Source organism: Gemmatimonas phototrophica (assembly GCF_000695095.2).
Taxonomy (GTDB): Bacteria; Gemmatimonadota; Gemmatimonadetes; order Gemmatimonadales; family Gemmatimonadaceae; genus Gemmatimonas; species Gemmatimonas phototrophica.
Genome location: NZ_CP011454.1, coordinates 2,741,770 through 2,763,192, shown reverse-complemented (window position 1 = coordinate 2,763,192; position 21,423 = coordinate 2,741,770). Strand labels below are relative to the sequence as shown.

At 63.7% G+C, this 21,423-nt stretch carries 17 protein-coding genes; 9 read left to right on the top strand and 8 right to left on the bottom strand.

The window, feature by feature from the left end; genetic code table 11:
- Nucleotides 1-101 precede the first annotated feature (101 nt).
- Entirely contained in the window at nt 102-1,070 is a 969-nt protein-coding gene (locus GEMMAAP_RS11755) for an HpcH/HpaI aldolase family protein (RefSeq protein ID WP_026849624.1), read from the bottom strand.
- A 366-nt stretch (nt 1,071-1,436) separates the two neighbouring features.
- On the opposite strand from GEMMAAP_RS11755, the gene GEMMAAP_RS11750 reads away from it, so the two are divergent.
- The 3 genes from GEMMAAP_RS11750 (at nt 1,437) to GEMMAAP_RS11740 (ending at nt 7,302) form a co-directional block, all read left to right on the top strand.
- Nucleotides 1,437-3,959, top strand: a complete 2,523-nt coding sequence (locus GEMMAAP_RS11750) for a DUF1592 domain-containing protein (protein WP_238588126.1) — start codon at nt 1,437-1,439, stop codon at nt 3,957-3,959.
- Between the two features lie 84 nt (nt 3,960-4,043).
- Nucleotides 4,044-5,381, top strand: a complete 1,338-nt coding sequence (locus GEMMAAP_RS11745) for a DUF1552 domain-containing protein (protein WP_238588125.1) — start codon at nt 4,044-4,046, stop codon at nt 5,379-5,381.
- Nucleotides 5,374-7,302, top strand: coding sequence for an ankyrin repeat domain-containing protein (locus GEMMAAP_RS11740; RefSeq protein ID WP_043580683.1), 1,929 nt, complete (start codon nt 5,374-5,376; stop codon nt 7,300-7,302). The genes GEMMAAP_RS11745 and GEMMAAP_RS11740 overlap by 8 nt, the downstream gene beginning before the upstream one ends.
- A 6-nt stretch (nt 7,303-7,308) precedes the next feature.
- Here the strand turns inward: GEMMAAP_RS11740 and GEMMAAP_RS11735 are convergent, their stop codons facing one another.
- Nucleotides 7,309-7,554, bottom strand: a complete 246-nt coding sequence (locus GEMMAAP_RS11735) for an FmdB family zinc ribbon protein (RefSeq protein ID WP_026849627.1) — start codon at nt 7,552-7,554, stop codon at nt 7,309-7,311.
- Between the two features lie 111 nt (nt 7,555-7,665).
- Between GEMMAAP_RS11735 and GEMMAAP_RS11730 the strand changes: the two genes are divergently transcribed.
- Nucleotides 7,666-8,085 carry a RidA family protein gene (locus GEMMAAP_RS11730; RefSeq protein ID WP_053334107.1) on the top strand — a complete coding sequence of 140 codons (420 nt, stop codon included), beginning with the start codon at nt 7,666-7,668 and terminating at the stop codon, nt 8,083-8,085.
- Nucleotides 8,086-8,171: 86 nt separating this feature from the next.
- Here the strand turns inward: GEMMAAP_RS11730 and GEMMAAP_RS11725 are convergent, their stop codons facing one another.
- Nucleotides 8,172-9,353 (bottom strand): NHL repeat-containing protein, encoded by a 1,182-nt coding sequence (locus GEMMAAP_RS11725; protein ID WP_026849628.1) that lies wholly within the window; start codon nt 9,351-9,353, stop codon nt 8,172-8,174.
- Between the two features lie 173 nt (nt 9,354-9,526).
- On the opposite strand from GEMMAAP_RS11725, the gene GEMMAAP_RS11720 reads away from it, so the two are divergent.
- Nucleotides 9,527-11,335: a HupE/UreJ family protein gene (locus tag GEMMAAP_RS11720; RefSeq protein ID WP_053334108.1), complete on the top strand. Its 1,809-nt coding sequence runs from the start codon at nt 9,527-9,529 to the stop codon at nt 11,333-11,335.
- Nucleotides 11,332-13,530 (top strand): outer membrane protein assembly factor BamB family protein, encoded by a 2,199-nt coding sequence (locus GEMMAAP_RS11715; RefSeq protein WP_053334109.1) that lies wholly within the window; start codon nt 11,332-11,334, stop codon nt 13,528-13,530. The genes GEMMAAP_RS11720 and GEMMAAP_RS11715 overlap by 4 nt, the downstream gene beginning before the upstream one ends.
- A 138-nt stretch (nt 13,531-13,668) precedes the next feature.
- Here the strand turns inward: GEMMAAP_RS11715 and GEMMAAP_RS11710 are convergent, their stop codons facing one another.
- The 4 genes from GEMMAAP_RS11710 to GEMMAAP_RS11695 all read right to left on the bottom strand — a co-directional run bounded on the left by GEMMAAP_RS11710 (nt 13,669) and on the right by GEMMAAP_RS11695 (nt 17,512).
- On the bottom strand, nt 13,669-14,709 hold the full coding sequence (locus GEMMAAP_RS11710) for a peptidyl-alpha-hydroxyglycine alpha-amidating lyase family protein (RefSeq protein WP_075071654.1): 1,041 nt from the start codon (nt 14,707-14,709) through the stop codon (nt 13,669-13,671).
- A 72-nt stretch (nt 14,710-14,781) separates the two neighbouring features.
- Nucleotides 14,782-15,549 carry an ATP-binding cassette domain-containing protein gene (locus GEMMAAP_RS11705; protein WP_026849630.1) on the bottom strand — a complete coding sequence of 256 codons (768 nt, stop codon included), beginning with the start codon at nt 15,547-15,549 and terminating at the stop codon, nt 14,782-14,784.
- Entirely contained in the window at nt 15,546-16,487 is a 942-nt protein-coding gene (locus tag GEMMAAP_RS11700) for an ABC transporter permease (RefSeq protein ID WP_026849631.1), read from the bottom strand. The genes GEMMAAP_RS11705 and GEMMAAP_RS11700 overlap by 4 nt, the downstream gene beginning before the upstream one ends.
- On the bottom strand, nt 16,484-17,512 hold the full coding sequence (locus tag GEMMAAP_RS11695) for a sugar ABC transporter substrate-binding protein (RefSeq protein ID WP_043580685.1): 1,029 nt from the start codon (nt 17,510-17,512) through the stop codon (nt 16,484-16,486). The genes GEMMAAP_RS11700 and GEMMAAP_RS11695 overlap by 4 nt, the downstream gene beginning before the upstream one ends.
- Nucleotides 17,513-17,636: 124 nt before the next feature.
- Here GEMMAAP_RS11695 and GEMMAAP_RS11690 point away from each other — a divergent pair, with 124 nt between their 5' ends.
- Genes GEMMAAP_RS11690 through GEMMAAP_RS11680 form a run of 3 tightly spaced genes read left to right on the top strand, consistent with a single transcriptional unit; the run spans nt 17,637 to nt 19,983 of the window.
- Complete coding sequence (locus tag GEMMAAP_RS11690; protein ID WP_043580687.1) at nt 17,637-18,983, top strand: MATE family efflux transporter; 1,347 nt, start codon at nt 17,637-17,639, stop codon at nt 18,981-18,983.
- A 53-nt stretch (nt 18,984-19,036) separates the two neighbouring features.
- Nucleotides 19,037-19,447, top strand: coding sequence for a hypothetical protein (locus GEMMAAP_RS11685; protein WP_026849633.1), 411 nt, complete (start codon nt 19,037-19,039; stop codon nt 19,445-19,447).
- Complete coding sequence (locus GEMMAAP_RS11680) at nt 19,444-19,983, top strand: YqhG/Tai3 family protein (protein ID WP_145979108.1); 540 nt, start codon at nt 19,444-19,446, stop codon at nt 19,981-19,983. The genes GEMMAAP_RS11685 and GEMMAAP_RS11680 overlap by 4 nt, the downstream gene beginning before the upstream one ends.
- Before the next feature lie 9 nt (nt 19,984-19,992).
- Here the strand turns inward: GEMMAAP_RS11680 and GEMMAAP_RS11675 are convergent, their stop codons facing one another.
- Nucleotides 19,993-21,396 carry an MATE family efflux transporter gene (locus GEMMAAP_RS11675; protein WP_026849635.1) on the bottom strand — a complete coding sequence of 468 codons (1,404 nt, stop codon included), beginning with the start codon at nt 21,394-21,396 and terminating at the stop codon, nt 19,993-19,995.
- Nucleotides 21,397-21,423: the final 27 nt, after the last annotated feature.

Below are 21,423 nucleotides of genomic sequence, written 5' to 3'. Positions count from 1 at the left end.
TCTGAGGGGATAACGCCGGCGAGCCCTGCGAGCCTAGGCGCACGGCCACCCCGAAGTGGCGCGACGCGCCGGGGGTTGCGGTTGGGCCGAGTCGCCGAGCCTTAGCGCCCGCTCGCCGCGCGACCGAGGTCTACGGCCTTGAAGCCCTGCTCACCCCAGCCAATCACGAACACGCTGAACCCTTCCTTCATGCGCTTCTCAATGTCCGGTGCACCCGCCGGATAGCCACAGGGCACCTTGAATTCCTTGCAGGCCGCCAACACCGACTGAATGGCCGCTTCCCAAGCCGCTTCGTCAAACTTGCGCTGACCACTCGCGTCTGTCGTGGAAAACACACCGCGAAGCGTACCTGCACCGGGGAAGAGCACACCAACGCCCGGCACCGCGGCAATTTCCCGGATGTGCGACAACCCTTCCTTGCTCTCCACAATGGTGAAGGTGAGCAGTTCGCCCTTGGGGTTCAGCGGCCACAGGTCGGCGCGCTCCTTGTACTCCTTTTCGCTCATCCCCCATCGTGCCGGCGCGCTGCCCACGTCGTCGGAGCGGGTACCGCCCTTGGACTTGAAGCGCAATGCCGCGATGCCTTGCTTGAGCTCCGCGGCGTTGAGCACGTCCACAAACACAATCCCGCTCACGCCTTCGTTGAGCTGCTTGCCAATGCGGGCAGTGGCCAGGTCAGGGTCGGGGGCGATTTCCCCGGTCTTCACGAACAACGGATGGGTAAAGCGACCGCCTTTGCCCTTCGTCAGCGCGCCGCCGGCGTCCATCGCCTTGGCGAACTCCGCGAACGGCGGGAACGACTGGTCGAAGTTGTACTCCATCGTGCCTTCGAAGACGTAATCGAGCTTCTTGTAGGCGAGCGCCTCGCCAGCCAGCTGCGCCATGCTCTTGAGAGAGTCCGCCGGGATGGCCGGTTGGCCGGGCCGCGCGCGCCGGTTGGCGGGGGCGTACAGACCAAAAACCGGCTTCCCGGCGGCGACCAGATCAATGACAGGGTTGAGCCGTTGCTGCGCGTATGCCGGCGCCGAGGGGAACACGCCAAGGGCCAGGGCAGCCGTGGCATACTTCATCCAGCTGGATCTCACAGAATCCTCCGAGGTGGGGTGGGGAGGCGGGAAAGGAGGTGCACCGCATGGTCGGAGCGGGGATGCCCGGGGCGGGGTCGATCGTCTGTACAGTGGGCAACGGCCAGCCGGACGGAAGCGCTGAACCGGCCTCCGTGGTAGCACGGTGACCGGTTAGGTGTTCCGTAAACCGAACGCTTCAACGATCTTACACGTAATTCTACATCACGCTGTTCCGGGGACGCGACCCTTCCTGCGTACCCCACCCGACCACACCCGACTGCGCCTGGAGGCCCGGGGATGAAGTCGTTGGTAGCTGCTGGTACTGGTTGTCTCGCCTTGCTTGCGATCGCGTCGGCCGAACGTTCACCCGTGAACGTGTCGCCAACCGCTGAGCGCGCGCTCACGGCAACGACGCCGGCTTCGTATGACAAGACATACGATCTCTCTTTCGTGGATGACGCCACTGATCCATTGCGCGCCTCCACCACTCGTGCCAGCCGCCGTGCCGGGCACCCGGTCATCAAGCCGGCCACGACCACCATGACGTCGGCCGCATTGGGTGACGTGGTGAAGAAAACGTGTGCCGGCTGCCACAGCGACCAACGCAAGCAGGGCAACCTGTCGCTGCAGCAGTTCAATCTCGCCACCATTGGGCAGGTCGCACCCGAAGTGGCAGAGAAGATGATCAACAAGCTCCGTACCGGCATGATGCCGCCGCCGGGGCGTGCCAAGCCAGGCGGAGACACGCTGCAGGTGTTGCTCGAAACGCTGGAGCGCACCATGGATGCGCGGTATGCCGCTGACCCGAACCCCGGCGTCCGCACGTTCCAGCGTCTCAATCGGGCCGAGTACGAACGCGCCATCAGGGACGTGCTCTCGCTCGACATCAAGTCGGAATCGTGGCTGCCGCTCGACACCAAGAGCGCCAACTTCGACAACATTGCCGACGTGCAGATGCCCTCGGCCACGCTGCTCGATTCGTACCTCGACGCGGCCAGCGAAATCAGCCGGCTTGCGGTGGGTGATCCCAAGGCCAGCGTGTCCACCAGCACGTACAAGATTGCCCGTCTTGCCTCGCAGCTGGATCAGGTGGAAGGCGCCCCCATGGGGACGCGCGGTGGGTCGTCGGTGACGCACACGTTCCCCGCCGATGGCGAGTACGTGTTCACGGTCACGCTGCACGCCATTCCCACGGGACAGCTGTTTGCGAGCACCGCGCCCTTCGACGAAAAAATCGAAGTGTCGGTGAACGGTGAGCGGGCGGCGATTCTCGAAGTGGATCGCGGCATGTCGCAGTCCGATCCGCAGGGCATGGAAATCAAGACCAAGCCCATTCCCATTCGTGCCGGTCCGCAGCGCATCACGGCCACCTTCCTGCGCACGTTTGAAGGCCCGGTCAACGACAACATCACGCCGCTTGGCCACAGCATTGCCGACACGCAGATCGGTGCGCAGGCAGGAATCACGGTGCAGGCGCACATTCAGAACTTCGCCGTGACGGGGCCGTACAACCCCACCGGTGTTTCCGATACGCCCAGCCGCCGTCGCATCTTCAGCTGCCGTCCCATGTCGGCGGCCGAGGCCCGTCCATGCGCCGAGCGCATTCTCAATCGCATTGGAGCGCAGGCCTATCGGCGTCCCATGCAGGCCAACGATCTCAAGGGATTGCTGGCGTTCTACGATGAAGGGGCCAAGGAAGGCGGGTTTGAGCTGGGTATTCGTACGGCGCTAGAGGCGCTGCTGTCCAGCCCGCACTTCATCTTCCGCATTGAAGAAATCCCCACGGCGGCCAAGGGGCGCGTGGCGGTGAGCGGCGTCGATCTCGCGTCGCGCCTGTCGTTCTTCCTGTGGGGGGCACCGCCCGATTCGCAGCTGGTGGCGCTTGGGCGCAACGGCCGGTTGAACGATACCACGGTGCTCGTGCAGCAGACCAAGCGCATGCTGGCCGACCCGCGCAGCGAGGCACTGGCCACCCGCTTCGCGTCGCAGTGGTTGCGCTTGCAGGATATCGAATTGGTGCATCCCGATGCCAACCAGTTCCCCGATTTCCGCGAGCAGCTGGCCATTGATATGCGCCGGGAAACGGAACTGTTCTTCTATAACCTGGTGCGGGAAAATCGCAGCATGCTCGATCTGTTCACGGCGAACTACACCTACGTGAACGAGGCGTTGGCCAACCACTACGACATTCCCGGTGTGGTGGGCACGCAGTTCCGTCGGGTGAATTATCCGGCCGGTTCGCCGCGCAGTGGCATCTTCGGACACGGCAGCATGCTCACGCTCACCTCCGTCGCGAATCGCACGTCGCCGGTGTTGCGTGGCAAGTGGGTGATGGAAGTGCTCATGGGCTCACCGCCACCGCCGCCGCCGCCCAATGTCCCGGATCTCGAAAAGACCGAGGGCGCCAAGGAAGGCCGGCTGCTGACCACGCGCGAGCGCATGGAGATTCACCGCGCCAACGCCACCTGCAAGTCGTGCCATCAGTTCATCGATCCCATTGGCCTCGCGCTCGACAACTTCGACGTCATGGGGCGTTGGCGCATTCGCGAGAATGGCGCGCCGCTCGACACGCGCGGCGACTATTACGATGGCACCAAGATCACCAGCCCGGCCGAACTGCAGCAGGCCATGCTGAAGCGGCCCGTGCCGCTCATGCGCTCCTTCACGCAGAACCTCATGGCCTATGCACTCGGCCGTCGTGTGGAGTGGTATGATGCGCCCACGGTGCGCCGCATTGAAGCGGCCGCGCGCCCCGGCAACTACAAGCTCAACGACTTCATTGTCGGCGTGGTCAAGAGCGATGCGTTCCGTATGCGCAAAGTGATCGCTCAGGCTGCTCCGTCCACTGCTTCGCCTTCCACTTCTGTTCCGGCCGCCGGCCGGAGCCGCTGATTCCCTGATACTTCACGACCCGGAGACCGACCGATGTATTTCTTGACCGGAAAGGCCATGCCGCGCCGTCACTTCCTTCAGGGAATGAGCGCAACGATTGCCCTGCCGTACCTCGACGCCATGATTCCCACGGGACGTGGCGCCTTTGGGGCGGCCAAGCTGGCCCCGCGCCTGGTGGCCATTGAAATGGTGCACGGCGCCGCTGGCTGTAACGAGTGGGGCGCCAAGATGAACATGTGGTCGCCCGCGGCCACGGGAAATCAGTTTGATCTCTCGCCCACGGCGCTCACCTCGCTGGAACAGTATCGCAACTACCTCACGATCATCAGCAACACCGATGTGCGTGAGGCCGAGCCCACGTCGCCCAACGAAATTGGCGGTGACCATTTCCGGTCGAGCGCCACGTTCCTGACGCACATGCATCCCAAGCAGACGGAAGGCTCGGATGTGAAGGTGGGAACGTCACTCGATCAGATGTACGCGCGGCGGTTCGGGCAGGAGACGCCCATTCCGTCCATGCAGCTGTGCATTGAGAACGTGGACCAGGCCGGCGGCTGCGCGTACGGCTATGCCTGCGTGTACACCGACTCCATCAGCTGGGCGTCGCCGTCGGAGCCGTTGCCGGTTATCCGTGACCCGCGCGTGGCCTTCGAGAAGCTGTTCGGCGTGGGCGGCACCAGCGCCGAGCGCGCCGAACGTCGTCGGACGCGGCGCAGCATTCTGGACTTCGTGTCGGGCGAAATGTCCACCATGAAGTCGATGCTTGGCCCCGAGGACAAGGTACGCCTCGATCGCTACCTCACGGACATCCGTGAAGTGGAGCGTCGTATTCAGCGGGTGGAAGCGCGTAACATGAGCGGTGAAGTGCGCGAGATGCCCGAGGCGCCGGCCGGTGTGCCCGATTCGTTTGCCGAGCATGTGAAGCTCATGTTCGACATTCAGGCGCTGGCGTTCGCCGCCGACATCACGCGCGTCTTCTCGTTCAAGATGGGTCGCGACGGATCGAGCCGGACGTACCCGGAGAGCGGCACGGACAAGCCGTTCCATCCGGCGTCGCACCACGGCGGCACCGAACGCGGCGTGCGCGACTTCCACATGATCAACAAGTATCACGTCTCCATGCTGCCGTACTTCCTGGACAAGCTGAAGAGCATTCAGGAAGGGGACAGCAACATGCTGGACAAGACGATGATCATCTATGGTTCGCCCATGGGTGACTCCAACCTGCACAACCACCGCCGCTGCCCGCTCATTGTGCTGGGCAAGGCCGAGAACCGTTTGGCGGGCAACGTGCACATCAAGGCGCCGGATGGCACGCCCATGGCGAACGCGATGCTCAGCATGATGCACACGCTGGGATTGGATGACATGACCACCTTCGGCGACAGCAACGGGACCCTCAACCTGAGCGCTCATGCGTAACGTTCGAACGGGGGGGCGCTGGCGCCTGCTGGCGGGCGTGGCGATGTGCTCGGCCGCGTTGCTGCTCACTGCTGCGCGCTCCAATCCCACGGAGGCGCCGTTGGCCGACGCGGTGATGCGCGGGGATACGGCCAAGGTGCGCGTGTTGATCAAACAAGGCGCCGATGTGAACGCGTCGCAACCCGATGGTATGTCGGCGTTGCACTGGGCATCACAGCGGGGCGATCTCACGTCGGCAAAGGTGCTGGTATATGCCGGCGCCCGCGTGGATGCCGTGACGCGCAATGGCAATTACACACCGCTGCATCTCGCGGCGCGTGAAGGGCGAGCCGCGCTGGTCAAGCTCTTGCTCGAGCACGGTGCGAGCGGGCTGGCCGTCACCAGCACGGGCGGCGCAACGGCACTGCATTTTGCCGCGGGGAACGGCAATGCCGAAACGGTACAGGTGCTGTTGGGCAAGGGCGTCCCGGTGGACGTCCGTGAAACGGCCTGGGGGCAAACGCCACTGATGTGGGCGGCGGCGTATAACCGCGTGGCAGCACTCGATGCTTTGATCAAGGCGGGGGCTGGTCTCGAAGCGGCCTCAAAGATCGACGATATTCCGAAGCAGGAACGCGAGATCCGCACCGTACTCGTCGCGCGTAGCCGTCGGGTGGCGGCGCTCAAGAGCGCCGAGTCGCCATTGGCGCCCAGCACGGTGACGCCAAACCTGCCCATTACCGCGTCTTCGCCCGGAGCGGGGGCACCTGCTCCGGTGGTACCAGTTCGTCCAGCGGCGGCTCCTGTGGCTGCCGTACCGGCCGCTGTTTCGGCGGCGGCCCCCGCCCGCCCCGCCGCACCCACGGGCGCTGCCGCCGGCGCTCCCCGCGCCACGGGTGATTCAGCGCGTCCGCAAACCGGATTCCAGCAGCGTGGCCCGTCGTACGGTGAGCTCATTGGCAACAAGGGTGGCCTCACGCCGCTGCTGTTTGCCGTGCGTGAAGGGCACGTGGATGCCGTGGAACGCCTGCTGGCTGCTGGTGCCAACATCAATCACGTGAGCGAAGGCGATCACACGTCGCCGCTGCTCATGGCGGCGGTGAATGGTCGCTTTGACTTGGCCAAGCTGCTGGTGGACAAGGGTGCTGACGTGAAGCTGGCCAGCGATGCTGGCGCCACACCGCTCTACGCGGTGATCAACACGCAGTGGGCGCCCAAGTCGCTGTACCCGCAGCCGACGGCGCAGATGCAGCAGCGTATCTCGCACATCGAATTGATGGAGATGATGCTCAAGGCCGGCGCCGATCCCAACGTGCGGCTCAAGAAGCATCTCTGGTTCATGTCGTACAATTTCGACCTGCTGGGCGTGAACACCGTGGGCGCCACACCTTTCTGGCGTGCGGCGTACGGGCTGGATGTGCCGGCCATGAAGTTGCTGGTGCAGTACAAGGCCGACCCTACCGTGCCCACCATCAAGCCGTTGGGCCGGTTGCCGGGCGATGACGCGCCGGAAGAAGGAGCGGCCGGTGGTGCCGATCCGTCAGGGCTGCCGCCCATTCCCGACGGAGGCCCCGGGGTATACCCCATTCACGCCGCCTCTGGAGTGGGATACGGCGAGGGCTTTGCCGCCAACTCGCACCGCCATGCGCCTGACGCCTGGCTCCCTGCGGTGAAGTACCTCATTGAAGAGCTCAAGGCCGACCCGAACGCCCGCGACCACAACGGGTACAACCCGTTGCATCACGCCGCGGCGCGCGGAGACAACGAGCTCATTCAGTATCTCGTGGGGAAGGGCACCGACATCAAGGCCGTCAGTCGTCGTGGGCAGACCACCGCCGATATGGCGAACGGCCCGGTGCAGCGCATTACGCCATTCCTCGAGACTGTGGAGCTGCTGGTGAAGTTGGGGTCGAAGAACTCCAACAAGTGCCGCAGCTGCTGACCGGATTCAGTCGTCGTGGTTCAGTTCGTACTGGCGCTGGGCGTGCATACGCTCGGCGCCTTGCGCTTTATCCCGGCGTTTGGCCGCCTGCAGCGCCTTGGCCTGGGTGCCGGAGGTCTTGATGGCGGGCAGCGCCATCTGCTTTTCCAGCGCGGTGCTACCGCAGGCCGGGCAGGCGGGTACGGAGCTACCACGCACCAGCGATTCAAAAGCGTGCTGGCACCCTGTGCAGACGAAGTCGAACATCGGCATATTGGCCGTCTCTCCCTGAATGTCCCCAACCACTTCGCACGTCCCGGAGGCAATCCGATGCGGTCTTTGCGCCTTTCCACCCTGACGACCACCAAGATGGCGGTCGTTGCAATGGCTTGTTCAATCCTCGCAGCGGCGCCGCTCTCCGCGCAAGCGGCTGGCGGGCGTCAGCCCGTTGTTGGTGAGGGGCAGCGCATCAGTGCGACCCTGACCCCCGGTATCCGGGTGGGCAACATGCTGTGGGCCTCCGGCCAGTTGGGCACCAGCCCCACAGACACCACGATCGCCGGCCAGACCACGCGTTCGCTTGAGAACACCGAAAAGGTGTTCAAGGCGGCTGGAACCACGCTCGCCGCGGCGGCCACCAAGTGCACCGTGTTTCTGACCGACGTGAAGGACTTCCAGGGAATGAATTCGGCCTATACCAAGTTCTTCCCCAGCAATCCGCCGGCGCGTTCCACGGTTGTCGTGGCCGCTCTCGTCGTGCCGAACGCCAAGGTGGAAATCGAATGTCAGGGCGTCATTCCCTGAGCTCACGGAGCAGCCGCTCATTCGCCGCAAAAAAGCGGGCGGACGCGATGTTTCGCGCCCGCCCGCTTCTGTTTCAGACCGGGTGATTACTTGCCGGTGGGCCACACCACGCCCTGGTTGCCTCGCGGCACCGTGCCAATGCCTTTGTAGCGGAACTTCTGCACGCGCTTGCCCTCGTACGTCTCCGTGGTGTACACGTTGCCCTTGGAGTCGCTGGCAATGCTGTGCACGGCAAAGAACTGGCCGGGTTGCCGACCGCCGTCGCCAAACCACGTGAGAATTTCCAGCGACTGGCGATCCATGACGTACACGCGCTCGTTCTTGCCGTCAGCCAGGTACAGGTACTTCTGCTGCGGGTCGCGCGAGAAGGCAATGTCCCACACCGAGCCGTCGCCGCGCGTTTCCTTGGCCACGCGCACTTCCTTCACGAACTTGCCGTCCTTCTGAAAGACCTGGATGCGGTCGTTCGGACGGTCACACACATACACCAGGCCGTCGCTGGTGGGTTCGGCGCAGTGCACCGGATTCCGGAACTGCTGGGCCAGTGGCGCCGACGCATCGTACGGAGGCATCCGGGCGTCATCCGGCTTGTTGCCGTAGGCCCCCCAGTAGCGCTTGATGCTCCCGGTGCTGGCATCAATGACGGCCACGCGCTTGTTGCCGTAGCCGTCAGCTACGTAGGCCTCGCCGGCCTTGGCATCAAAGGTGATCTTGGCCACCCGGCCAAAGTGGGACGTGTCGTTGCTGTTGGCGGCCTGCTTGGGAGCGCCGTACTGCGCGATGAACTTGCCGTCGTGCGAGAACTTGAGAATCTGTGAGTCCATGGCGCCGTTGCCGCCAATCCACACGTTGTCGTTGTCGTCGATGGCTACGCCGTGATTGGACGAGGGCCAGTCGTACCCGGCGCCGGGGCCACCCCATGCTTTCACCAAGTTGCCGTCCGGATCAAACTCCAGGATGGGCGGGGCTGACCGGCAGCATTCGGCAATGGGTGGCGTGGCGTTCGCGCCGGCTTCCGTCCGCTGGTTGAGCGTGGAGTCGCCGCGATGAATGATGAACACATGGTCGCGACTGTCGATGCCCACGCCAATGACCGAGCCAAGAATCCAGTGGTTCGGCAGAGGCTTGGGCCACAGTGGATCGACCTCGAACTTCGGGGCCTGTACTGTTTGACGGGCGTCGGCCTGTAACGTGGCCTGGGCCGCCCCAAGGGCGGCCAGAGCAAGGACCAGCAGCGACCACCGGGTCGCCGGACGGAACTTCGGCATCGCGTGCTCCGAAGGGGGCAGGGAGGTAGCGCGGGACCCGTGTGCATCCTGCGCCGTGGTAGTAATTTCGAGCAGTGGCGCGCCGTTGGAGGGAGACGGTCGCGCCGACGTGGCCTCACGTCGAGACCACGTGCCTGAAGGTACCCGCCTCGTCTCCCCTGTCCAGAGAATTCTTGCGTCTCGGTCGCTTTCTGTTGGCGATCGCGGCGCTGGTGGCACTCCTGCTACCGGCGCGCGATGCGCTGGCCCACGAAATCCCACGGCATGTTGGCGTACGGGCCTATGTGGCGCCCACCGCCGACCGGATCCGTTTGCTCGTGCAGATCCCCATGGACGCCGTGCGTGATGTGGATTTTCCCGTACGGGCCAACGACGCACTGGAGCTTTCGCGTGCGTTGCCGTACTTGCGCGATGCGGCGCAGCTGTGGGTGGCGGATGCCATCTCGCTGCGCGATGGACGCACGGTCCTCACTGCGCCGCAGGTCGTGGCCGTTCGCGCGGCGTTGCCGTCAGACCGGTCGTTTGACGGCTATCAGTCGGCGCTGGCTGCCCTTGTTGGCGCGCCCCTGTCGGACGTGTCCGACATTGCCCACGGCCAGCTCAAGCTGGAAGTGCTGCTTGAAGTGCTCACGACCCAGCCCGTGCGTGACCTGGTGATGGTGCCTGCCTGGGCGAATCTGGGGGTACGTACCACCACCGTGCTGACGCTGGTAAATGCCGATGGCTCGGAGCGACAGTACAGCTTCGACGGCAATCCCGGTGAGGTGCGGGTTGATCCGCGGTGGTGGCATGCCGCCGGCCAGTTTGTGAAGGAAGGGGTGTGGCACATGCTGAGCGGCTTGGATCATGTGCTGTTCCTGCTCTGTCTGGTGCTGCCGTTCCGGCAACTCCGGCCGCTGGTGGGTATTGTCACATCGTTTACGGTGGCGCACTCCATCACGCTGGTCGCGTCCGCGCTGGGGGCGACGCCTGACGGGGCGTGGTTCCCGGCGCTGGTCGAAGTCATTATTGCCGCGTCCATTGTCCTGATGGCCGTGAGCAATCTGCTGGGCCCCCGCCTCGAGAAACGATGGCTCGTGGCGTTCATCTTTGGACTGGTGCACGGTTTTGGATTCTCCGCCGCATTGCGCGATACGTTGCAGTTTGCCGGCGGACATTTGCTCACCTCGTTACTCGCGTTCAATGTCGGTGTGGAATTGGCGCAAGTTACTTTGCTCCTCGTCATGATCCCTTTGTTCAACGCCCTCTTCACGCGGGTCCCTGAACGCGCCGCCATTGTGGTCGCCTCGGCCTTTGTTGCGCACGAAGCGTGGCATTGGACCGGTAATCGCTATGCCGTGCTGCGCGAACTGCCATTCGCCATGCCGGCCATGGATGCCACATTTGCCATTGCGGTTCTTCGCGGGCTTATGGGGGTGCTTGTGCTCGTTGGTGTTGCGTGGGGACTGAACGGCCTTGTGGCGCGTCTGACTCGTCGGCCCATGCCGGTTGGACTGCTCGCGTGCATGATGCTGAGCGGTGCGCTGTACACGGTTGCGCCGCTGAAGGCGCAGGCCCAGATACGGACCACCATGGCCGGCGTGTATACGGCCGAGCAGGCTACCAAAGGGCGCGAAGTCTTCAACAGCAACTGCCTGGGCTGTCATACCACGGCGTCGCACCAGGGCGTCGCCTTTCAGCTCAAATGGTACGGGCGGCCGTTGTACGATTTGTACGACTATCTCAGTCAGGCCATGCCCAAGGTCGCACCGGGCACGCTCACCGAAGACGAGTATGTGTGGGTGACGGCATACATCCTCAAACTCAACGGCATGCCCGCCGGGCAGACCGAGTTGAACGCCGAGCCGTCGTGGCTCAAGGCGGTGAAGGTGGATTCCACGAAGGGGCGCGCCGTGGGCGTGCCATCGCAGGGCCTTGTTCGCAGCAGGCAGTTCGGTAGGGTGCACGACTCACGCCTTGATGCACGTACGGAGAACCCATGATCGGACGTAGTTTCCATTCTCGCACCGCCTTCTCATCCTTTGCGTTGGGCGCCGCCATGGCGCTGGCGGGCACCACGAACGTATTGCCCGCTCAGATGGCCACGAAGGCCGCCTCGCCGCTGGTGCGCGGCAACGCTTTTGGTGAATGGCGCCACTGGGGTGCCGACCAGTGGAGCACCCGCTATTCGCCACTCGACCAGATCAACGCGTCCAACTTCGACTCGCTCAAGGTGGCGTGGGAGTGGAAGGGCGGCGCCTTTGGTAAAGACGAGTATTTCCGCGCCACGCCGCTGTACGCCAACGGACGACTGTTCACCGTAGCCACCACGCGCCGTGTCGTCACGGCGCTCGATCCGGAGACGGGCGAGACGTTGTGGATGTATCGCCTTGAAGAAGGCATTCGCTGGCAGAAGGCGCCGCGGCAGTTTGCTGGACGCGGCTTGGCGTACTGGAATTCGGGCGGCAAGGAACGCGTGCTGGTGACCACGCCCGGTTACCACCTGGTATCGCTCGATGCCAAGACTGGTCGCCCCGATCCGCTGTTCGGCAAGGGGGGCGTCGTCGACCTCATGGAAGGACTCGGCTACCCCATGGTGAAGTTGGCCGTGGATGATTCGGGTCCGCTCATCATCTCCGACGCCGCGCCGTACCGTCAGGCTAAGCCCGGCGAAACGTGGGACGACGTCAAGAAGATTGGTGCCGATGGCACAGTGGGCATTCTGGGGCAGATTGCGGCGAGTTCGCCCCCCATGGTGGTGGGGAATGTGCTCATCGTGGGCAACTCGTCTATTCATGGCTACTACCCCATTCGTGCCTCCAATCCCATTGGCATCATTCGCGCCTTTGATATTCCTACGGGCCGTCTGCTATGGAAGTTCAACCTGGTACCGCAGCCGGGAGAGTTTGGTGCGGACACCTGGAAGAACGGATCGAAGCAGGGCACCAAGGGGGTAGGCAAGACCGATGCATGGGCGCCGTACGCCGCCGACGAAGCCGCGGGACTCGTGTACATCCCGGTGGGCATGCCGCTCATGGACGAATACGGTGGCCATCGCCCGGGTGACAATCTGTTCGGCAACAGCCTGGTTGCGCTCGATGTAAAGACCGGTCTCCGCAAGTGGCACTTCCAGATGGTGCACCACGATATCTGGGATTACGACACGCCCATGGCGCCAAACCTCATGGACGTCACCATTGACGGGAAGCCGCGCAAGATTGTTGCGCAGCCCACCAAGCAGGGGTGGCTCTACGTGTTTGATCGCATCACGGGGCAGCCCATCTGGCCGATGCCGGAAACGCCGGTGCTCAAGAGCGGCATTCCGGGTGAAGTCTCGGCGCCCACGCAACCCATTCCCACCAAGCCCGCGCCGTATTCGCAGCAGGGATTGGTGGAAGCCGATCTCATTGACTACACGCCGGCCATTCGTGATTCGGCGCTCGCGCTGGCCAAGAAGTGCCGCATGGGGCCATACTACATTCCGCCGGCTGCGCGTGACGGGAAGGATGCGACCGGGTTCACGTGCGCATGGTATGCACCGGGCGCGAGTGGTGGTGTGAACATTGATGGTGGTGCCACCATCGATCCGGAGACGGGCATGATCTATGTCGCGTCCATCACGGGGCTCAGCACCACAGCGTTGCAGAACGATCCGTGCTCGGAGTTTGCCTACAGCTCACCGGCCAACAACTGCGGGTTGATTGGTGCACTGCCGGCACCGCCGGGCTACAAGCCGCCCGAGAATGTCGGCTTTGCCGGACGCGCCAGCGGCTCCAACATTGGCGGCATCTCCATTGCGAAGCCCAAAGAGTTCGGTGGCATTACCGCCTACAATCTCATGACCGGCGACAAGGCCTGGTGGATGCCCAACGCGGGCTTCATCAAGCAGACGAGCCGCGATCCGCTCTTTGCAGGCGTTACGCTACCGCCGCTGGGCGGTCGCGGACAGGCACAAGCCATGACCACGAAAACGCTGGTGATTTATGGCACCGGCCGCAGCGGCGGATTGCCCGGTGAGCCGCCCAAGCTGTTCGCGCTCGACAAGAAGACCGGAAAGCAGATTGGCGCGCTGCAGATTCCCGCCAAGACCACGGCGATGCCCATGACGTTCCTGCACAAGGGGCAGCAGTACATCGTGTTCGCCACCGGCGCGGAAGAAAACACGAGCCTCGTGGCGCTGAAGTTGCCGCGGAAGTAGCTGCAAGGAACGCGCGGGCAATAAGCACCAGTAAACTGATCAGTTCCGGGTTCTGAGTTGGAGTTTGGAGTAATGGGTCTCTCACCCAATTCCCACAACGCTAACTCAAAACCCGGAACTGATCGTTTCAATTCGGAGCTATTGCTTTTTCTCGTACCGCTTCAGTGCCTTCTGCCCAACTTCGGCCCCGTAAATGTTCCCAGCCGCATCCACCGCCACGCCCTCAGCGCTGCTTGTGCTGGGCGGCTTGATGTCGGGGTCGGGAATGAAGGCCGTCACCTCACCAGTGCGCGCACTGCCAATGCGAATGCCGCGCGTCCAGGCACCATGTGGCGGGTTTACTGAGCCCGATTCACTGTCGGCAACGTAGAGCACATCGTTCTTGTCAATCCACATGCCACTGGGACGGCTGAACTGATACCAGGTGTCGAGGATCTTGAAATCCTTATCAACAATCAGGATGCGGTCGTTGCCACGGTCCCCAATGAAGAGCCGCCCTTTGGAGTCGATGGCCAGCGTGTGCGGTTGATCGAGCTGTCCCTCGCCTTTGCCAAAGCTGCCCCAGCTCTTGCGAAGTTTGCCGTTCTTATCGAACGCCAGCACCCGCGCGTTGGCGCCGGCTCGCGACGAGTGACCTTCCGCCACGTAGATGTCACCATTGCTGGCGGTGATCACCGCGTTGGGTTGCCAGAAGAACGACGTGTCTCGTCCGCCACCGGGAGCACCGAGTGACATCAGCAGCGCACCCGTGGGGCTGAACTTGTGGATCTGGTGCCCCTTGCCGGCCGGCACCTGCGCGGCGCCCAGCGTGCATGCACAATCGACAACCCACACGTTGCCGTCCTTGTCCACGTGAATGCCGTGCGGCGACAGAATCATGCCGCTGCCAAAGGACGCGGTCAGTTTGCCATTCTGGTCGAACTTGAGAACCGAAGGGAGCGTGGAGTTGGCGCAGTTGTTCACCCCGCACCGTTCGGCTACCCAGATGCTTTTGCCATCCTTGTCAATCGCCACCGCACTGGTGGAGCCCCAGGTGCGCCCCTCCGGCAGCTTGGCCCACCCCTCAACGGTGCGGTAGGGGTTGGGTCGGTCGTTGACCGCAGGCATGGTGGGCGATGACTGCGCCACCAGAAGTGAAGGGGCTGTCGTGAACGCGGCGAAAAGAAGCAGTCGGCGCATGGCGGGCATTGGGCGGGAGTGAACGGGAGGGAACAGCTCCCTGAACATGTGAGCCCGCCGCGCTGCTGGCAATCAGGCCGTGCCGCCCGTCATGATGGCCACGGCTTCGGCCATGGAAATGTCCTTCGTGTCAACCAGTGCCGCGCGCCGCCCCAGTCGCTGAATGTGGATCCGGTCGGCCAGCTGAAACACATGCGGCATGTTGTGACTGATGAGCACCACCGACAGCCCACGGTCACGCACCCGCTGAATGAGATCCAGTACCATGCCACTCTCGCGCACACCCAGGGCTGCCGTAGGCTCGTCGAGAATGACCACATGTCGCGCAAAGGCCGCACTCCGGGCCACGGCAATACCCTGACGTTGCCCGCCGGAGAGCGTCTCCACCGTCTGGGTGATGGAACGCACATTGACCCCCAACGCCTGCAGCGCGTCGGCCGCCTCACGTTGCATGCGGGGGCGGTCCAGCCAACGAAAGACTGACCCCAACGCCCCGCCGCGTCGCAGCTCACGGCCGAGGAACAGGTTTTCGGCAATGCTCATGGCTGGCGCCAGGGCGAGATCCTGATATACCGTTTCAATACCGGCGCGCCGCGCGTCGGACGGCGACGCAAACACGACCGGCGTACCATCCAGTCGTATCTCGCCCGCGTCGGGGCGCATGGCGCCGGAGAGCGCCTTGATGAGCGAGGATTTGCCCGCCCCGTTGTCACCAATGACAGCGAGAATTTCTCCCGCTCGCACATCAAAGTCGGCCTGATCCAGCGCCACCACCTGTCCATACTGCTTGGTCAGGCCGCGGGCTTGCAATACGGTGGCTGCATCGCGGGGGACGCTCATGAAGCCCTTCGCGACCATTGGTCGGTGGCCACCGCCAGGATAACCAGCACGCCAGTGACCAGAATCTGGTACACCGACGGCACGCCCATGAGCGTGAGACCGTTACGAAACACGCCAACAATCAGCGCGCCAATAAGTGAGCCAAGGATCACGCCGCGTCCGCCGAACAGACTGGTACCACCCAGCACCACTGCGGTAACGGTATCGAGGTTTTCCGTTTGACCCGCCTGCGGGTCTCCCACGCCGGTGCGTGCCACCGCGAGCAGCGACGCGACGCCATACAGCAAACCCGCCATGGCATACACCGAGAGCAGGACGCGTTCGGTATTGATGCCCGACAGCCGCGCCGCCTCGCGATTGTTGCCAACAGCGTAGATGTGTCGCCCTCCGGCGGTTTCACGCAGCAGCCACCACGCGGCGCCATACAGCAGCACCATGGCAAGCGAACCAAACGCAATGCGCGTACCGCCCACCTGCACGGTGTTGCCCAGTGCCGTCAGTAGCGGTGGGACCTCGGTAACACTTTGCGATCGCGACAGGATTTGGGTAAGCGCGAAGGCAATGTTCATGGTGCCGAGCGTCACGATGAACGGCGGAAGCTTGATGCGCGTGACGAGGAGGCCGTTGACGATGCCCGCCAATGTGGTGGCACCCAAACCCAGGACAATGGCTGACACGGGGGACACGCCGTGGCGAGTGGCCATGGTTGTCATGAGCACGCTGCCCAGTGCCATGAGCATGCCGCACGACAGATCGATGCCCGCCGTGAGAATGATGAGGGTTTGGCCAATGGCCAACACACCCACCACCATGACTTGCTGCGCAATGAGCGAGAAATTGTCAGGAGTGAGGAAGCGTGCGGACTGCGAGGCGAAAAACGCACACGCCACGAGCAGAGCAATGAGCGGTCCGAATGTGGCGAGATGCCGAGCCTTCACTTCGTGCCCCAACAGCGCGAGGCCGCCTCGCCGGCGCTCAGACTCTTCACACCAGCCACCGGCTCTCCGGCCACCAGTGCGACGCCGGTGTCTACAAAGCCGGAGGGCTTCCTGCCGCTCTTGAAGAACTCCATCGCGGCCTGAACGCCCAGTTCTGCCATCCGCAACGGATACTGCTGGGCCGTAGCGGCAAAGTGCCCCTCGGCCACATCGGCCACCCCGCGGCAGCCACCGTCCACGGTGACCAGCAAGACATCCTTGTCACGCCCGGCTTTGCGCAACGCGTTGTAGGCCCCGGCAGCGCTCGGCTCGTTGATGGCGTAGACCACATTCACCGTGGGGTCACTCTGCAGGCAGTTCTCCATGACCGTTTGGGCCTTGGCCTGGTCGCCTATGCTGTTGCCCATGCACACCACTTCGGATGGCGACGCGTTTTCATTGCTGGTGCGCTCGTTGGTGGCGAGACCCATACCCTTGAGGAACCCGTTATGGCGTTGCGCGCCAGTGGGATGGCCAGGAATGAGATCGATGGTGACCACCTTGGGCACTTTCTCGCCGAGGCGGGCCTTGGCGTAGGCACCAATCAGTTCACCGGCGCGATAATTGTCCGTGCCGAAGAACCCGTCGGTGGCCTCCATGGGGTCGGTGGGGCTATCGAGCGCAATCACCAGCACCCCGCCTTCCCGTACACGGGTAATGGTGGGCACGATCGCTTTGGCATCGCTGGGCGAAATGAGAATCACCTTCGCACCGGCGGCAATCTGGTTTTCAATGGCCGCCACCTGACCAGCATTGTCCCCGTCTGAACGGCCACCGCCGGTGAGCAGCGTGACGCCGTTGGCCGCAGCGGCCTGTTCTGCCCCTTCTTGCATTTTCACAAAGAACGGGTTGGTCTCCGTTTTCGTGACAATACCAATGATGGGTGCCTCGTCGGCGCGCTTGGAGCAGGCCGCCAGAGGAACGGTAAAGAGGAGGGCGAGAGCCAGAGTGGTCTTGAGCGTTGGCACAGGCTGGGTGGTGATCATAGCCCAGTAATCAGCAGGGCGACGAGGCGGGTGGCAACCCGCCTCTGGGACCCGCCGGAGATCGCCTGGTCACCTGCGCGCAAGCGGACGTTGCGTTCGGCGTGGCGCCGCCACAGGCTTGGGGATGCGCGACCTGACCACGGGCTCCATACCCCGACACCTGATCCGACTGGCTCTCCCGATGGCTTTCGGGATGATTTTCCAGACGATGTATTACCTGGTGGATCTCTGGTTTGTGACCAGACTCGGCGACGCGGCCGTCGCCGGGGTGAGCTCGGCCGGCAACGTGCAATTCATCGTCATGGCGCTGACACAGGTGCTTGGCGTGGGTACCATGCCGCTCATTGCCAACGCCGTGGGGCGACAGGATCGCGACGACGCCAATCTGGTGTTCAACCAGAGCGTGGTCTGGGCGTTCGTCTGCGCGTTCATCACGCTGCTGGGCGGGTTTGCGCTGGCCGGTCCATATATGCGCGCCGTCGGCGCTGATCCCGCGACGCAGGCGGCCGGGCTCTCTTATCTGAAGTGGTACCTGCCGGGGCTTGGGTTGCAGTTTGCCCTCGTGTCCATGGGATCGGCGTTGCGTGGTACCGGCATCGTGAAGCCCACCATGCTGGTGCAGATCGTCACCGTGGTCCTCAACATTGTGCTGGCTCCGGTGCTCATTGCGGGCTGGGGCACCGGACGACCGCTCGGGGCGGCAGGCGCCGGGCTGGCGAGCTCCATTGCCATCGGGATTGCGGTGGTGCTGATGTTCATCTACTTCCTCCGACTTGAGCACTACGTAGGCTTCAAGCGCGAACTGCTTACGGCGCGGTGGGATGTGCTGGCGCGCATGCTGCGCATTGGCGTGCCGCCCGGCGCCGAGTTTGCGCTCATGTTTCTGTTCACCGCCGTCATCTACTTCGTCATTCGTGATTTCGGGGCGGCGGCACAGGCGGGGTACGGGATTGGATCGCGCGTCATGCAGAGCATCTTCCTGCCCGCCATGGCCATTGCGTTCAGTGCCGCCCCGTTGGCCGGGCAGAATATGGGGGCGGGGCAACTCCAGCGGGTGCGTGACACATTTCGGTGGGCAGCCATCATGGGCAGCGCACTCATGGCGCTGCTGACGCTCATGTGTCAGTGGCGTCCGGAGCTGTTTGTGCAAGGCTTTACCGACGAAGCGTCGGTGTTGCTGGTGTCTACCGACTTTCTGCGCACCATCTCGTGGAACTTCGTGGCGTCGGGGTTGATCTTCACGTGTAGTGGCATGTTCCAGGCGCTGGGGAACACGGTGCCGTCGCTCATCAGCAGCGCCTCGCGGCTCGTCACTTTTGCCGCGCCTGCGCTCATGCTCGCTCAACGTCCAGGTTTCCGACTGCGTCATGTGTGGGTGTTATCGGTCGTCACAATGACCCTGCAGGCAGGATTCACCCTGTGGCTCCTTCGTGGTGAACTTCGGCGACGCACCACGGTTGCTGCCGGGTGACTTCGGCCGCAGCTTCAGGACACTCCCCCCTGACGTTTACTTCCCATCAGGTCATGTATCGCAGCTTTTTCGCCGTCTTTACCGGCTTCATCCTCATTGCGCTCATGAGCATTGGGACCGATGTGGCGCTTCAGAAGGCGCTACCCTCGCTGTTCAACGCGGACGGCAGCACCTCCAGCGTCACCATCCTGGTGCTCACCGTCGCGTACGTGGGACTGTATGCTACGCTGGGATCGTATCTGGCGGCGCGGATGGCGCCGGCCCACCCCATGCGCCACGCGATGGCTTTGGGCGGGTTGGGGCTCGCCTTCAACATTGCCGGCACGGTCGCGACCTGGACGACGTACCCGGCGTGGTATCATGTGGTGTCGCTGCTGCTGGTCATGGTCTGGGCCTGGCTGGGCGGCCGTGCGCGAGAGGCGGAGACCGCCACGCCATCCTCCTCCCGACCACTCACGGTATGATGCGTCGTCCGCGTAGTGTCCGCGTTGCCGTCACAGCAATAGCGGCGAGCACCGCCTTGCTACTGGCAGCCTGTGCCAAAGCGGAGGATTCCACGCCCGCCGATGTGGCCATGCAGTTCTACGTCACGCTTGAAATCAGCGGGGTCCGCGACCTGCCGGAACCGCGCGCCCTCATGGCGATTGAGCCGTATCTGGTGCCGGCGCTGGCGACCCAACTGAGCGCCGCCTACGCTCGGCGCGACTCGGCCACAAAGACGGCGCCCACTGAGAAGCCGCCGTTGGCCGACGGCAACCCGTTCAGCAGTCTGTTTGAAGGGCACTCTACGTATAGTGCGAAATCCACGACCATGCGTGGTGACACGGCACTGGTCCTCGTGGCCTTCACCAACACCGATCAGAAACCCGCGGTGATGTGGAGCGATACGCTCGTGCTGGTGAAGCCGCAAACCACGTGGCGCATTGCCGATATCCGCTACGGCAGCACGTGGGAGTTTGGGTATCAGGGCGCGCTGAGTCAGCTGCTCAAAACGCCCTGACCGGGAGCGCTAGAGCTGTTGCAGCTTCCAGTGCCCACGCCGAAAGAGCAGGGCACTCACGGCGGCGAGGGCGGAGTACGACACCATCACGGACACGAAGATGGCGCTCGGGCCAAGCGACGAATGCTTGGCCAACACCCAGGCGAGTGGAAGTTCGAACAACCAGAAGACTCCGATGTTGATCCGCGTAGGCGTGCGGGTGTCGCCGGCCCCGTTGAACGCTTGTGTTAAGACCATGCCGAATGCGTACAACGGAAAGCCCCAGGCCATGAGCCGCAAGCCATTTACCGCCACATCGCGCACGGCGGGTTCCGTAGTGAAGGCCCCAATGATCCACGGCGTGGCGGTCAGGAATACCACCCCCACCAATCCCAGAAACGCCACGTTGTAGCGGGCGGCCTGCCATACCGCCTGTTCGGCGCGCGCCGGGTCGCGGGCACCGAGGGCCTGCCCCACCATGGTGGCGGCGGCGTTGCCAAGCCCCCAGGCGGGTAACAGCGCAAACATGACCATGCGGACGGCAATGGTATACCCGGCCATGGCCGCGCTGCCAAAGCCGGCCATGAGACGAATGAGCACCATCCACGACAGGCTGCCTACCAGTACTTGAAAGGTCGCGTTCACGCTGAGTTGCAGCAGACGCCCAATGGTGTCGAGTTCAACCGTCAGGTGATGTGCCCGCACACGCAGCCGTCCACTGCCGTTGGTGAGCTTCCAGAGCGCCAGCGTACAGCCGGTGGTGCGTCCAATGGTGGTGGCCACGGCGGCGCCGGTTACACCCATCTCGGGAAACGGTCCAACGCCGAAGATGAGAAGTGGGCCGAGCACGATATTGATGGCGTTGGCCAGCCAGAGTACGCGCATGGACACGGCGGCGTCACCGGCGCCGCGAAAGGTGGCGTTGATGACGAACAGCAGGAAGGCACTGCCGCTGCCACCAAGCATGACGCGCGTGAAGGTGGTGCCGGTGGCCAGGACATCGGGGGCCGCCCCCATGAGCTGCAGCAGCTCGGGGGCAAACCAGGCCCCGAGCACGCCGAGAACAACGGAAGCGGTGGCCCCCAGCCAGAGTGCCTGCACGGCGGCTCGGGCGGCGCCGTCGGTATCCTTCTCGCCCACACGGCGCGCCACGAGAGCAGTGCCGGCAATGGCAAGCCCCATGGCCAGCGTGTACACCACGATCATCATGGACTCGGTGAGCCCCACCGTGGCGACCGCGGCCGCGCCAAGTCTCGCCACAAAGAAGACGTCCGAGAGTGCGAACAGACTCTCCATGAACATCTCCAGCACCATGGGAATGGCGAGCAGAAAGATTGCCCGTCCAATGGAACCGGTGGTGTAGTCGTGCTGCGTGCCCTTTAGGGCATCACGGACATCCTGCCACCAGTGTGGGGTGGCATTTGCATTGGCCATGCAGTGGAATTAGTGGCGGACGAGCGA